This is a genomic window from Rhodococcus quanlei, assembly GCF_055231015.1.
In genome coordinates this window covers 76,764-90,230 of sequence record NZ_JBUYWD010000026.1, presented here as the reverse complement: position 1 = coordinate 90,230, position 13,467 = coordinate 76,764, and the positions used below count along the sequence as shown (strand labels likewise).

The window sequence follows — 13,467 nt, the reverse complement described above, 5'->3', positions numbered from 1 at the left end:
CATCAAAGGGCGGCCGCTCAATACCTCATCCTCGAGCATGCCGAGTCAGTCGAGGAATAGTGAAACGGTGGATTCGGTCAGTGGCTGCAACATCGTTGATCATGTGAAGACCGACCACGGTCAACACGGCGGAGCGGACGGCTGCCGTCACAGATCGGGCGGTGCCCTGCCAGTGAGAAGGTGATCTGGTGCGCCGCGGGACGCTGTGTGACCGACCGGAGGCGAGGAATCCGCGCCCTTGTGCTGCTGGCGATCGAGTCGGCGGGGTGTTGTCGGTACGGGCCCGCTTTGTCATTGCCTCCACAATTGATGCGCAGACTCGGGTTCCAGCAAGCATTCTTCCGTAATGGGGAACTTTCCCCGCTGTCGGCGCATCTCACTTACAGAAGCGCGGGAGAGATGCTCCCGACAAGGACTCGAGAGAGGATCTGAGATGAGCAACACCGAGACGACCGAGAACGTCACTGGCGATCCGTCCACCGCCAGCTTCGGTGCGCCTGCCGACCCGGCTCCGGCCCCTGATCTCGCGGCACCGGCACCGGCCGCTGATGCGGCACCTGCGGCGCCGGCTGGAGGGGCGCGCGTATCCGAGCACGATATCGATGGTGACGGTACGACCGACCAGGTCAACGCCAGATTTGACGACGGTACAGGCTTTGTTGATCACCTTGACGACGACGGGAACGTGACCCTCACCGAGTTCGATGACGACGGTGACGGTTCCTACGAAACCACCCTGAAGCCCAATGAGGACGGAAGTGCCACCGTCGAAACGGATCTGAACAACGATGGGTCCGCCGATAGTCGCGTCGTCCTCGACGCCGAGGGCATCGCTGTTCAGGAGGACACACTCGATCACGGTGCGGTCGTCGATTCGAAGCGTGACTTCGATGGTGACGGTGTGGCTGATGTGACCTTGATCGATGCCGATGGAAGTGGTCAGTTCGATCAGGCGGTCGTCGACTCCGACGCCGACCTCATTCCGAACTCGATCTATTCCGACACCAATGGTGACGGCACCTTCGACATCGAGTATTCCGACACCAACAACGATGGTGTTCTCGATCAGTTCGAGACTGCCCCGGTCACCGCCGAGGAGGTCGTGACTCCGGCGACAGTCGATCAGTTCGAGGCCGGTGACTTGGCCTGACGCGTCCCAACCGGGATGAGGAATAATGGAGTAGCGCCAGTGACGCGTTGAAATTCGCCTCACGTGTGACGGGGCGGGAACTTTCCCGCCCCGTGGTACATCCAACTGGCGATGGTCGGCGATACCGACAGGCGGCGCACGATTGGAGAAGGTGCGAACAATGGAAGATTCAGATTCGCTGCTGAGTTCTCTCGGTCTTACCACCCAAGATTCGAGCGTCCCGGATGACGTGTGGGCCAGGGTCATCGACAACGCCACCGCCCCGGGCGCGGCGTTGGTCGACGCCGGGCTGGTCCCCGACATGACTGACGAACCGGACGTGCCCGACGATGACGAGCTGATTTACGACAATTCGGAGCTTCAGGACGATGAGGAGGGAACGAATGCCGTCACCGAACTGGACATCGATCCAAGTCCTCCCGGCAACGATGTGACACCTTTCGCCGATTCGGACACAACCGGCGAGGTCGGGGATGAAGGGGTTATCGAGATCGATGATCCCAACGACCTGGGATTCGGTGATATGTCCTTCTGAACCGGAGTGAAGCTCCGTTTCGCGGGGAATCTCGATTCAATTTGATTGGTTGACGGTGCTACTGCGTGGACCCTGATCCCTCGCTTGTCGAGTATTGAACGGGCACGCGGGACGAGTCCTGTGCGCCGGAGGTGTTCGAGCCTTGCGACGTTTCCGCTCCCGACGTCTTGCCACCCAGCACGGTTTATCCGTCAACACATCAAAAATATGGGCGACATCACATGATGAATCATGAACTATCACCCTGCTTGCCGCCTCTATCAATCGACAGGTGTACCTGGGACGAGCCAGGTGCATCGATGACGCTCCACGGGCACTTCCGGAAGGAACCAAAGTGAAAAGGTCAACTCTGATGCCGGCTACGGCGGCGATATTCTCGGCAACAATACTGCTGACAGCGTGCGGGTCAGGTGACGTCGACGTCGCGGGTGACGCGGCGTCCACGACCTCCGCTGTCGACCTCTCTGCCCTCGATTCTGGCGAATTTCCAACTACTCCACAACCGGAGTTCGGTTATGCCACAACAGAACAAATCGGGATGATCGAAGGGCAGCGCCTCGCCCAGTTCGTTCCCGTTCCTTTCGAGATCGACCCCGCATTGACATCAGCGAAGAGGCCCACCGGACCTCTCGAGAACGGCGGTGCTGTGGGCCGGCTGCTCGCCGGAAACGCGGAGCAGATCGCCATCGACAATGGAATGATCACCGGATATGCCGTGACCGCCGATGACGGCCGCGGCGCGGACAGCGTGCGTTCCATAGCGCACGCGGTGTTCCGTTTCCCCGACGAAGCCACGGCCGTCAAGGTGGCAAACGAATTGCATCAGGCCGGGCTCGTAGGTTCTGAGTACCTACCACCCTCCACCGAACAACACATCGACATCCTGCCGAACACCTTGGTATCCACGAGGGCCACCGAAGAAAACGACTATGCTTCGGCTGCGGTCGTTGCCGAAGGCTACACTCCCCACGGCGATTATGTGATCTACACCTATTCCCAGGCGGCTCCAGGTAACGAGGATGTCAATGCGCAGACCGTCGCGAAGGCCTTGCAGGTACAGGAGGCGATGCTCGACCAGTTCCCGGCCACCCAGCCAGGTGAATTCGACAAGCTCAAGCTTGATCAGGCTGGCGTGATTCGGTTGACGATCCCCGATACCGACGGACAGCAGTCCGCTCGTCAGATGGCGGACTACGGGCCGCGTGGTATGGCGCACCGTTCCACCAATCCGCGACTGACATTCGAGTTGTTGACGGAGGTCGGAGCTGTGCACAATGGCACTGACGCAACTGTCGTGTATCAGGCGGAAGACGTCGAGGGTGCCCAACGGATTCGGGATGAGTTCGGGGCAGACTTGGTAGCCACGTCGGGATTCTCCGAAGCTCCAGGCGTTCCAGGGCTCCCGGATTCGAAGTGCTACACCAAGACCACCTCCAATGGGGTTGCGGGGTACTGCACGATTGCCAATGGGCGGTACGCGGCCGAGGCATCCGGTCTCGATGACATGAAGACCGTTCACCAGAAGATGGCAGCGCAGTACCTGATTCTCGAACACGCGGAGTAGCCACCGACACAGCGAAATTGCGTTTGCGTATTGGGCCTCGTGATGGCGGAGCGATTGCGAGACCCGATACGCGCTGTCTCTGACGAAAGCGAGCTCATGAACTTCGACGTTTCCGACTTGGGTCTCGGACCCGAGCAGGCCGATACCTGCGATGCGGCACCCTCCGGTGAGGTCCGTGAGAGCTTTTCCGGCGAACTGTTCCCCGAACAAACCGACTTTGCTTCCTCGCACGTCGCCGACCTGCTCGAGACAGTGACGGAAGTGCGTGCAACGACCGACCCTGCGGACAGGCCGGGCGATGAGCCTGATCTGTCGGATGTATCGATAACCCCGCTGCCGGAATCGGAACCAGAGCTCGAACGGGCTCCTGTACCTGAGCCCGAACCTGTCGACGACGGAATCTCAGGTGCACCGGAAGCGTGGGCAAACGACTGGTTCTGGCAGGTCGAGGACGGCTACTGCGGACCGTCTTCCGCAGCGCAGATAGTTTCCGAGTTCACCGGCCTCGACATCTCCGATCCGCAACAACTTGTGGACCGAGCTATGGAACTCGGCTTGATGTGGAACGACGACCCGTCACAAGGAATGACGTTCCCGAACTTGGAGGCCCTCCTCGAGGACCAAGGCGTTCCGTGTCATATCGAGAACGGCACCATCGACAGCCTCGAGGCGAAGCTGGACGCAGGCTACGCAGTCACCGCGATGGTTGATTCCGGGGAAATCTGGGGCACCGAAACAGTCGAGGACGACACCCCCGACCACTTTCTCGTCGTGGCGGGAATCGACGAGAAACGCGGCGTGGTCATTCTCTCCGACCCTGGCCATCCCGATGGCAACCAGCTCGAGGTGCCGATCGACCAGTTCGAGAACGCATGGCAGGACTCCGACTGCGAGATGCTCGTCTCCGACGAGATCGACCTCGACCTGGCGGGCACCGCACCCGAATCGGTCGACGAAACCGGTATGTCCGGGGGGTCGAAGTCGCCGTGGGTGATCGCGAACCTGGCTTAGGGCTGCGTGAGCAGCCACAACCGAGCCCGTCTGGCTCGGCGTATCAGAAAGGAAGACATGAGGTCCAGCAACGTCATACGAGTCGCTGCGGCGGCTGCCGCAGCGGGACTACTGCTGACCGGATGCGGTAGCAGCGACGACGCCGCCGCAACCGGTTCAGCCGCAGCCAGCGCACAGGAAAGCAACCTCGACACCGGCACCTTCCCGACCACCCCACAACCCGAATTCGGCACCCCACCGGTCGAGGTTACAACCCTGGTCGAAGGGCAACGGATGGGCGAGTTCGTTGTCCTTCCAGTGGAAATCGACCCAGAATTCGACGTCGTTCCCCGCAATGGCGGCCGTCCCCTCAAAGACTTCGAAGCTGCCCAGTTGGGCCCTGAGGCTGTAGCGAAAACCCTCGAAGACTCGTTCGTGGCAGGGTTCACAACGTCCGCCGGACCAGGAGGAGGAGACTTCACCCGCACACTGTGGAGCTCGGTGGTTCGCCTCGAAGACGCTGCTGCCGTTGACGCTGCGCTTCCGAAGATCACCAACGGCATGCTCGAGTTCGAACACGAGTACCCTCTCTCGATATTCGAGGATCCGATCGACATCCTGCCGAACACGACCGTGATCACAAAACAATTCCCGCCCGCTGGGGGCGATGCCGAGGGTGATCTCATGATTACTGCGATCACCCCGCACAACGACTACCTGCTGGTCACCCAGCTGTCGGCACCCGAGTCGAGTAAAGGCTGGGCGGCCCGGTCGATCGCGAAATACGTTGACCAGCAAGTGCCGTTGATCGACAAGTTCCCGGCCACTCCGGTTGAGGAGATTTCCAATATCACGATGGATCAGGACAAGGTCCTGATCTATACCGTCGCGAATCAGAGTGGGGAGTCCTCGGTTACCTTCAGTGATATGGCTGTCTACGGGCCGCGCGGCGCCGCGGCAGTCGACCCGCACTTCCGTCGCACCTACCAGCGAATGGTCGACTCGAACGTGAAACATGTGGGCATCGGCCGCACCACCGTTTACGAGACGGCATCCGAGGAGGACGCGAAGAACCTTGTCGACGGGCTCGTCGAGGACAACCTCGACGTCGAAGGAACCATCGTGGTCGACCCGCCGACGGGTCTCGACGGCGCGCAGTGCATCGACGTGGCCGGTGACCCGGACGGGAAAACCTGCTGGGTCGCCAACGGGCGTTACGTCGGACAGGCCTCCAGCGACATTGGAGACCCAGACCCCACAGAGGTCGATCAGCTCATTGCAGCCCAGTACCTGATCCTCGACCACGCCAAATAGGTCACCCCTTCAAACCCAGTGCCCAATATCGTTTGGGTACAACGAGTGTGGATTCAAGAGACGATAAGGAACGATATGAAAACACCGACCGTTATGCGTGTGGCCGCCGCTGCGGCCGCGGCAGGGCTACTGCTGACCGGGTGCGGTAGCAGCGATGACGCTGCCGCACCCGGTGGCGACGCCGCACCCAGCACACAGGAGTCCAACCTCGACACCGGCACTTTCCCGACCACACCGCAACCAGAGTTCGGCAAGGCCGCGCCGGATGAGGCGGCCTGGATTGAATCGCAGCGGATGTCCGAGTTCATCGTTCTGCCGTGGGAGGTCGACCCGGCGTTGGATTCCCCGTTCGGATCGTCCGGTCCGTATGAATCCGCGTCCAATCTGCGCACACCGCTGGGTGAGCTCGCCATGGACGAGTTGGGGGACTCGGTCGTAGCGGGGTTCGAGGCGGGAGGTGAGACTGGGAACGAAGACGACCCACGGGAATTCAGCACCTGGGTGTTCCGCTTTACGGATGCTGCTGCCGCGCAGGAAGCTCTTCCGGTGGTTCAGGAAAGTTGGCTTTCCAACGAATACAACCCACGCACCCTCGATCCGATCGACGTGCTTCCGAACTCGGTTGTGGTCAGCTTCGGATTCGAGGGCAAGATCGCCGCTAATTCGGTGACTGCGCACAACGACTACCTGATCTACACCTCGGCGTGGGGACTGCCCGACGACAAACCATGGATCGCGAAGTCCACCGCGAAAGCCATTGATTTGCAGGAGGAGTTGATCGACAAGTTCCCGGCCACACCGATCGAGGACATCCCCAACATCACCATGGACCAGGACCACGTCCTGGTCTACACCATTCCGTCTGACAGCGAACGGGGAAGCTCCCGTGACCAGGCCGTGTGGGGTCCGCGCGGAATCCAACTCGCCTTGTCAGAGGTTCGGTACACCGAGGAACTGATGACCGAAGCCGGTGTCGACCGTGTGGGCGTCTCCGAGACCAGAGTGTTCCGCACCAGAGACGACGAAGCTGCCAAGGGACTTGTCGACGGGCTGGTCGAGTCGAGCATCGCCCGCGGAATGACGGAGGCGCCGGTTCCAGAGGGCCTCGAGAACACCAAATGCGTCAAGGACGACGCCATGAAGTTCTGCTGGGTGGCCAACGGCCGCTACGTCGGCGAAGCGTCCGGTGACATCAGCTTGGGTGACCCCACCGAAGTCAATCAGCTGATTGCCGCGCAATCGCTGATCCTCGACCACGCTGAATAGACGGCCCGGAAATGGGAAGGGCAGAAATTGGACGCCGCGCTTTCCCTGCCCTGGGGACGCCATGGCCAACCGTGCCTGTGGAGCCGGCAACAATCCGAGATTGGCGCATACGACAGTTAGACGAGCCAGCGGTCCGACCCAGTGTTCTGTGTCGAGAATTCGGCCAGGGGCAGGGCACCGTTTTCGCTGATGGCGGGAGATTCCCCCGATGGTGGGGAACTTTCTCTGTTGTTGGTGCATCTCACTTACAGAAGCGAGGGAGAGATACTCCCGATGATGACCTGAAAGAGGATCAGCCATGAGCAACCCCGAGAACACCGCGAACGTTACCGGCGACCCGTCGACGGCCAGTTTTGGTTCTGCTGCTGAGGCTTCTGCTTCTGCTCCGGAGGCGCCCGCCCCCGCGCCGGCCACGGAGGCGGCTGCGGCTTCCGCGCCGGCCACGGAGGCGGCTCCGGCTTCCGCGCCTGCCGGTGAGGCTCCGGCGGGTGGGGCGTATGTGTCCGCGCGTGATATCGACGGTGACGGCACGGTCGATCAGGTCAACGTGAAGTTCGAGGACGGATCGGCGGGTATTCAGCATCTCGACGACGCGGGGAACGTCACGCTCACCGAGGTGGACGTCGATGGTGACGGTCTGTACGAGGCCACCACGTCCACCGACGCCTTGGGGCACACCACGATTACTGCTGATCTGGACAGCGATGGTGTTGCTGATGCGCGCGTCGTCCTCGACGCCGAGGGCACTGCCATTCAGGAGGACACTCTCGATCACGGTGTGGTCGTCGATTCGAATCGTGACACCGATGGTGACGGGGTCATGGAAACGCATCTGATCGACGCCGATGGGAGTGGTCAGTTCGATCAGGCGGTCATCGATTCCGATGCTGATGGTGTTCCGAACTCGATCTATTCCGACACCAATGGTGATGGCACTTTCGACATCGAGTACTCGGACACCGACGCCGATGGTGTTCTCGATCAGTTCGAGACCGCTCCGACCACGGTCGAGGAGATCGAGATTCCGGCGACTGTCGATCAGTTCGAGGCCGGCGACCTGGCCTGACGCACTCCAGTCGGGAACATGCGGCCGTCCTTGGAACCGCCGCATGGATCCGTCCCCGAGGGCGGCAAACGGTACTCCCCGGCACCGGTCACGACAGCGCTCGTCGAAACCCGCCGGTCGGCGCGCGCTGTCGTCGACCGGCAGGCTATGCTCTCAGCATCCGCTAAGGGTGGGACCGCATGAACGATCATCTCTCCGGGGGACCCCATGACCGACGTCGAACTACTGGCGCTGTGCCGAGACGGCGATGAGGCCGCGTTTGCGCAGCTCGTCGGTCGATACCGCAACAATGCCTGGTTCGTGTGTTTGAACATCTGCGGCAACGCGTACGACGCCGAAGACGCCCTTCAGGAAGCGTTGACGGCCGCATGGCAGAATCTGGCGAAATTCCGCGGAGAATCCCGCTTCAACACCTGGCTCCATCGGATTGCCGCCAACGCGGCACTCACTGTTGTTCGGCGTCGAAAGCCCGACGTGTCGAGCGACGAGATCGAACTCGAGTACGAAGACTCCGCCCCGAATGTGGCCGACCGGGTTGCCGATATTCAAGCCGTGCGCATGGCGTTGGCCGAGCTCACCGAGGATTTCCGCGTGGCACTGGTGTTGCGCGAGTTCGCTGCGTTGACATATGCGGAGATCGCAGAGCATCAAGGTGTGAGTGAGTCGACGGTGAAGACTCGAATCCACCGTGCCCGCACCAAGATGCTCGAACTGCTCAAACCGATCTACCACCCAGCCACTACGAGTGGTAGTTGATGAGCAGCAGACTCGACAAAATCGGTGGATTCCTGGCCACTCCAGAATCCATGATATGTGGACCGCTGGGAGCGTCCCTCAGTCTCGTCCTGGTCGCTCCCTGGGCGGGTACTGCAACTGGGCTGTGCATGTTGGTCGGTTCGACTGTCGGCATGATTGTCGGTGCTTTCATCCATCGGGCGAGAGCATCAGGTGACCGGCAGCCGCCCAGCTGAATAGAGTCCCCTCAGCATTCGCCTGCGGCTGCCGCTCGGATCGCTTCGACAATCTCTTGCTGGTGAGAATCGCTCGTACCAACGAAATCCGGTCGTGTGGAGAGCGAGGCAATCACGTTCTCGGCCTCCCTCTCGCGGTTCCACAGAGAGTCCCCGGATTCCTGCGCGGCGCGTTCGCGTTGATCGAGGAATGCCAATGCGCCGGCGCAGGCCTCGGACGCGCTCATGGGAAGGCGCGTAAAGGGCGAGGAATCATCCCACCGAAGACGCTCACGCATGGCGGCTTCCAGCTCGGAGGCCTCGACGCTGCGCTCTGGCGGCTCTATTTCCTCGACGGTTCCCACATACTCCGTCGACGTGAGCGACCGATCGTCCGGACTCGACGAGTCGGATGGCCCGCCAGTGCAGGCAGAACACACGACCGACACTGCCGCGATGGCTACGAACGCCCAGGGTCTCATCGTTGATTCCTACCATTTCGCCGCATCTGTCATGGATCTGCGAGCTGTCTCGTTCAAAGGACACGCGAACGAGACAGGAGAAGATCATGACGCACCGGATTGTTGTACTTGGGGCCGGATACGCAGGGGCTTCCGCCGCCGGATACCTCGCGCGTCATCTGCACCCCACCGATTTCGAGATCACCGTGGTCACCGCCGAACCCGATTTCATCGAGCGGATGCGTAATCACCAGCTCGCTGCCGGAGAAGCTCTAGCCCGCTATCCGTTGGCGGAGATGTTCTCGGGAACCGGCATCCGTCTCCGGATTGCACGGGTCACGGCCGTCGATGCTGCAGAACGCACCGTCACGGTCACTGATGAGGAGGGGGTCGATCAGCTCGAATACGACACCCTTCTCTACACGCTGGGTAGTACGGTCGCCGACCACGGCGTTCCGGGTGTGGCCGAACACGCGTTCCACGTGACCGAACGCCCGGCTGCGCTGTGCCTGAGCAAACGGCTCGACGATCTGACCGGGACTGGAGAAGTGTTGGTCGTCGGCGGCAATCTGACCGGTATCGAGGTGGCCACCGAAATCGCCGAATCTCGGCCTGCCCTGCACGTCACCCTTGCCAGTAGCGGTGAGGTGGGCGGATGGCTCGGGGCGAAGGCGCGCCGGCACCTGTTGCGGGCCTTCGACCGTTTGGGTATCGACGTGCACGAGCACACCAGCATCGACCGCGTCGAAGCCTCGGGTGCGGTCGCCGCAGACGGCACCGCGTTCGACTCGGACGCGACGGTATGGGCGGCTGGATTCGCGGTCCATCCCATCGCCGCAGCCAGCGGTCTCGAGGTCGAACAAGATGGTCGGATCACCGTCGACCGCATGATGCGATCCGTCTCGCATCCCGAGGTCTACGGCGCCGGCGACAGCATCTACACCTGTGGAGGCAACGGGCAGGAATTGCCGATGTCCTGTGCATCGGCAGGGTTCACCCGCATGCAGGCGACGACCGCGATCGTCGGTGATCTGACGGGCCGTCAGGTCTCGCAGAAGGGGCTGCCGTACTTCGGCAACTGCATCAGTCTCGGCCAGAAGGACGCGATCCTCCAGCTCGTCGACCGGGATGCGCAGTCGAAGTCGTGGTCGCTGCGTGGGTGGCCGGCAACTCTGTACAAGGCGTTCGTGCTCCGAAACGTTGCATGGAGCATGGCTCATCCGACGTATGGATTGCCGAGCCGCAGGCGTCGCGGAGCGCTTGCGAAAGACCTCTCGATCGACGCGGTGTCCGCCTAGCATGACGCTTATGGACACGGCTACTCTCGAACGCTTCGAGGTCAACCGGAATCGGTTGGCCTCGCTGGCGTATCGATTGCTGGGATCGGCCGCGGATGCCGAGGACATGGTGCAGGACGCCTTTCTGCGCTGGCAGGCCGCAGATCTGGATCGCATCGACGTGCCCGAAGCCTGGTTGACGAAGGTCGTCACCAACCTTTCGCTCGACCGGCTGCGTTCGGCCACTGCCCGGCATGAACGTGCGATCGGGGCCTGGCTGCCCGAGCCGCTGCTCGGCGGCGATCCGATGTTGGGTCCGGCCGACACCGCGGAGCAGCGTGAGCAGGTGACCTTGGCCGTGCTGACGCTCATGGAGCGGCTGACTCCGGTGGAGCGAGCCGTCTATGTTCTGCGCGAGGCCTTCTCACACAGCCATGCCGAGATCGCCCAGATTCTCGACATCACCGAGTCGGCAAGTCAGCAGCACGCGCACCGCGCTCGTCGACATCTGAACGCGGAACGCAGAGCCGGGGAGGTGGACGCCGCTACTGCGCAACGGATCGTCGAGGAGTTCGTGACGGCCGCGACCTCGGGACGCACCGACAAGCTTCTGGCGTTGTTGTCCGACGATGCCACCGCGGTGTCCGACGGTGCGGGGCTGGCGAAGAAGCTCCTGCAGTTCACGGGTGCCGAGCGGATCTCGGTCATGCTGAAGGCCGGTTTCAAGTCGACTCCGGCGAAGCGGAAGTTCGCCGGTGGTTCGCCCTCCTTATACTCCGCTGTGGTCAACGGTTCCCCCGCTGTGGTCGCCGCGGTCGACGACCGAGTGGTGGGCGTGGTCGTCCTGGACGTGCGCGACGACAAGATCGCTGCCGTACGAGGTGTGGCCTCCCAGCCGCGCCTCGGCCGCTTCTCCCAGGAATGGGCGCGGGGCGAGCACGGCGACCCGATCCTGCAGTCGTGGTGAGGCGGCCTTTATAACAATCCGTGGTTAGCCTGTGGCACCGTCCGTTACCCGTTATCCTCTGGTTATGACTTGGGTCACACAAGTTCGTGTCCGACGATTAGCAGCAATCCTGCTGGCCTGCGGCGTTGCCGTCACTGCGCCGGGTCTTGCTCAGGCAGAACCGGTTCGCGGCCCCGACGTGGCTTCGTGGCAACATCCGGGTGGCTCCCCCATCGACTGGTTCGCCGTCCGCAACTCCGGGCACGAATTCGCGATGGTGAAGGCAACCGAAAGCCTCAACTACATCAACCCGTACTTCATTCAGGATTCACTGGCGATGCGGGTGGCCGGGATGGCGCGCGGCGCGTATCACTACGCTGACCCCACCAAATCGCCGGAAGCACAGGCTGCGTTCTTCTCAACCGTGGTCTTGGGTCTCAACGGTCCTGGCGACATGCCGCCCGTCCTCGACCTCGAGCACAGCGGCGGCCTTGCCCCAGCCCAGCTCATCGACTGGACGCACCGCTACCTGAACACGGTCCAGGCTCTCACCGGGCGCCAGCCGATCATCTACACCTATCCGCACTTCTGGCGCACCGCGATGGCGAACACCACCGAATTCAGCCACTACCCGCTGTGGATCGCCGACTACAACGGGCAGAGCGCCCCCGGCCCGCTGCCGGGCGGTTGGGACCACTGGACGTTCTGGCAATACACCAGCACGGGCCGTATTCCCGGCGTCAACGCTGCTATCGACCTCAACGTCTACAGCGGCGCGCAGGGCGACTTCAACCGGTATGCCAACAAGATCGGCATGTTCGGAAGCTAGCTCCCGGGGATATTCACAGTCCTACGGCCTCGGCGCTGATCAGAGTCCTACGGCCTCGGCGATCATCGGCCAGGAGTCGTGCAGATCGTCTTCCCAGTAACCCCAGGAGTGAGTGCCCCTGGGCCGGAAGTTGTAGGTCGCCGGAATACCCAGTGAGTCGAGGCGCTCCTTGAGGCGGTGGCTGCACTCGTTGGTGGCCGCCTCGATGACCCCGCCGACGACGATCTGTTGGACGAGCACGCTCGGGTCGCCCTGAACATCGGGTGCGTTCAAGTTGTCGTGCTCACCGATCAGGCCGCTGCCGGAGGAGATGTACAGCGCGGTGCCGCGCAGCTTCTCGGCATGCAGAAGCGGATCGTTGGCGGCCCAGCCGCCGTCGCCTACAGCGCCCCACATGTTCTGGGTGTTGCCGCCGCCGCGGGCCTCGACCACCGTCCGCACATAGGCCTGCCCGACCGGGTCACTCGTGCTCGCACATCCGCTGTACGCGGCGACTGCGTCGTACAGGCCTGGGCTCGACTCGGCCAGGGCCAGCACCGATGTACCGGACATCGACAGTCCGGCAATCGCATTACGACCGTTGCCGCCCAGTGCCGAGTCGACGACGGGAGGGAGTTCCTCGGTGAAGAACGTCGTCCACTGGTTGCGTCCGAGGACGGGATCTTCTCGCTGCCAGTCGGTGTAGTAGCTGGTCTGACCGCCGATCGGGATGACCACGTTGACGTTCTTGTCGGCGAAGAACTCGACGACGTCGGTACGGTCCTTCCAGTCGATACCGCTCGCGTCCTCGCCTCCGCCGGCGCCGTTGAGCAGGTAGAGGGTCGGTCGCGGCTCGCTCGGCCCGGCGGGCCGGAGCACATGGAGTTCTATGTCCTTGTCCATAGCGGCCGAGTACACATAGGCGGTGAACTCGGTGTCGCTCTCCTGGGTGACACTCGTGAGGTGCGAACCGTTCTCGGACGGTTGTGCTGCCGCGACGATGTTCTCGGAGATCGACGTCGGCTCGGCCGTCGCCACCCCGGAAGTGGTAGCGATGCCAGCGGTCACCGCGAGGGCGAGGATGGCAGAGCGGCCACCGAGTCGGCGGACACGACGAGTGCGCGTGCTGGGCATGAGGAC

General features: G+C 62.3%; 13 protein-coding genes. 11 read left to right on the top strand and 2 right to left on the bottom strand.

What is annotated here, in order from left to right; translation table 11 throughout:
- The first annotated feature begins 433 nt into the window (after nt 1-433).
- From ACZI8Q_RS18760 to ACZI8Q_RS18725, 8 genes are all read left to right on the top strand, one after another.
- The gene (locus ACZI8Q_RS18760) at nt 434-1,150 is read left to right on the top strand and encodes a hypothetical protein (RefSeq protein ID WP_463375079.1); all 717 of its coding nucleotides are present in this window, start codon (nt 434-436) and stop codon (nt 1,148-1,150) included.
- 142 nt (nt 1,151-1,292) lie between these two features.
- Nucleotides 1,293-1,685, top strand: a complete 393-nt coding sequence (locus tag ACZI8Q_RS18755; protein ID WP_463375078.1) for a hypothetical protein — start codon at nt 1,293-1,295, stop codon at nt 1,683-1,685.
- A 352-nt stretch (nt 1,686-2,037) separates the two neighbouring features.
- A complete protein-coding gene (locus ACZI8Q_RS18750) occupies nt 2,038-3,249 on the top strand; it encodes a DUF7373 family lipoprotein (RefSeq protein WP_463375085.1) in 1,212 nt (403 codons plus the stop codon).
- A gap of 96 nt (nt 3,250-3,345) precedes the next feature.
- Nucleotides 3,346-4,260 carry a C39 family peptidase gene (locus tag ACZI8Q_RS18745; protein ID WP_463375077.1) on the top strand — a complete coding sequence of 305 codons (915 nt, stop codon included), beginning with the start codon at nt 3,346-3,348 and terminating at the stop codon, nt 4,258-4,260.
- A gap of 57 nt (nt 4,261-4,317) precedes the next feature.
- Complete coding sequence (locus ACZI8Q_RS18740) at nt 4,318-5,553, top strand: DUF7373 family lipoprotein (RefSeq protein WP_463375076.1); 1,236 nt, start codon at nt 4,318-4,320, stop codon at nt 5,551-5,553.
- Between the two features lie 75 nt (nt 5,554-5,628).
- Entirely contained in the window at nt 5,629-6,819 is a 1,191-nt protein-coding gene (locus ACZI8Q_RS18735; protein ID WP_463375075.1) for a DUF7373 family lipoprotein, read from the top strand.
- Nucleotides 6,820-7,117: 298 nt separating this feature from the next.
- Entirely contained in the window at nt 7,118-7,885 is a 768-nt protein-coding gene (locus ACZI8Q_RS18730) for a hypothetical protein (protein ID WP_463375074.1), read from the top strand.
- A gap of 207 nt (nt 7,886-8,092) precedes the next feature.
- On the top strand, nt 8,093-8,641 hold the full coding sequence (locus ACZI8Q_RS18725) for an RNA polymerase sigma factor (RefSeq protein ID WP_463375073.1): 549 nt from the start codon (nt 8,093-8,095) through the stop codon (nt 8,639-8,641).
- A gap of 226 nt (nt 8,642-8,867) precedes the next feature.
- Here the strand turns inward: ACZI8Q_RS18725 and ACZI8Q_RS18720 are convergent, their stop codons facing one another.
- Nucleotides 8,868-9,317, bottom strand: coding sequence for a hypothetical protein (locus tag ACZI8Q_RS18720; RefSeq protein WP_463375072.1), 450 nt, complete (start codon nt 9,315-9,317; stop codon nt 8,868-8,870).
- Nucleotides 9,318-9,403: 86 nt separating this feature from the next.
- Here ACZI8Q_RS18720 and ACZI8Q_RS18715 point away from each other — a divergent pair, with 86 nt between their 5' ends.
- From ACZI8Q_RS18715 to ACZI8Q_RS18705, 3 genes are all read left to right on the top strand, one after another.
- Entirely contained in the window at nt 9,404-10,594 is a 1,191-nt protein-coding gene (locus ACZI8Q_RS18715; RefSeq protein WP_463375071.1) for an NAD(P)/FAD-dependent oxidoreductase, read from the top strand.
- A 10-nt stretch (nt 10,595-10,604) separates the two neighbouring features.
- Complete coding sequence (locus tag ACZI8Q_RS18710; protein WP_463375070.1) at nt 10,605-11,540, top strand: sigma-70 family RNA polymerase sigma factor; 936 nt, start codon at nt 10,605-10,607, stop codon at nt 11,538-11,540.
- A 64-nt stretch (nt 11,541-11,604) separates the two neighbouring features.
- A complete protein-coding gene (locus ACZI8Q_RS18705) occupies nt 11,605-12,348 on the top strand; it encodes a glycoside hydrolase family 25 protein (RefSeq protein WP_463375069.1) in 744 nt (247 codons plus the stop codon).
- 39 nt (nt 12,349-12,387) lie between these two features.
- On the opposite strand, the gene ACZI8Q_RS18700 is transcribed toward ACZI8Q_RS18705, so the two are convergent.
- On the bottom strand, nt 12,388-13,461 hold the full coding sequence (locus tag ACZI8Q_RS18700) for an alpha/beta hydrolase (protein ID WP_463375068.1): 1,074 nt from the start codon (nt 13,459-13,461) through the stop codon (nt 12,388-12,390).
- Between the last annotated feature and the right edge of the window lie 6 nt (nt 13,462-13,467).

Excerpts from the sequence above, each read along its gene's own strand:
- ACZI8Q_RS18760 (WP_463375079.1), top strand. The coding sequence starts at position 434 with ATGAGCAACACCGAGACGACCGAGAACGTCACTGGCGATCCGTCCACC.
- ACZI8Q_RS18750 (WP_463375085.1), top strand. The coding sequence starts at position 2,038 with ATGCCGGCTACGGCGGCGATATTCTCGGCAACAATACTGCTGACAGCG.
- ACZI8Q_RS18745 (WP_463375077.1), top strand. The coding sequence starts at position 3,346 with ATGAACTTCGACGTTTCCGACTTGGGTCTCGGACCCGAGCAGGCCGAT.
- ACZI8Q_RS18740 (WP_463375076.1), top strand. The coding sequence starts at position 4,318 with ATGAGGTCCAGCAACGTCATACGAGTCGCTGCGGCGGCTGCCGCAGCG.
- ACZI8Q_RS18735 (WP_463375075.1), top strand. The coding sequence starts at position 5,629 with ATGAAAACACCGACCGTTATGCGTGTGGCCGCCGCTGCGGCCGCGGCA.
- ACZI8Q_RS18730 (WP_463375074.1), top strand. The coding sequence starts at position 7,118 with ATGAGCAACCCCGAGAACACCGCGAACGTTACCGGCGACCCGTCGACG.
- ACZI8Q_RS18725 (WP_463375073.1), top strand. The coding sequence starts at position 8,093 with ATGACCGACGTCGAACTACTGGCGCTGTGCCGAGACGGCGATGAGGCC.
- ACZI8Q_RS18720 (WP_463375072.1), bottom strand. The coding sequence starts at position 9,317 with ATGAGACCCTGGGCGTTCGTAGCCATCGCGGCAGTGTCGGTCGTGTGT.
- ACZI8Q_RS18715 (WP_463375071.1), top strand. The coding sequence starts at position 9,404 with ATGACGCACCGGATTGTTGTACTTGGGGCCGGATACGCAGGGGCTTCC.
- ACZI8Q_RS18710 (WP_463375070.1), top strand. The coding sequence starts at position 10,605 with ATGGACACGGCTACTCTCGAACGCTTCGAGGTCAACCGGAATCGGTTG.
- ACZI8Q_RS18705 (WP_463375069.1), top strand. The coding sequence starts at position 11,605 with ATGACTTGGGTCACACAAGTTCGTGTCCGACGATTAGCAGCAATCCTG.
- ACZI8Q_RS18700 (WP_463375068.1), bottom strand. The coding sequence starts at position 13,461 with ATGCCCAGCACGCGCACTCGTCGTGTCCGCCGACTCGGTGGCCGCTCT.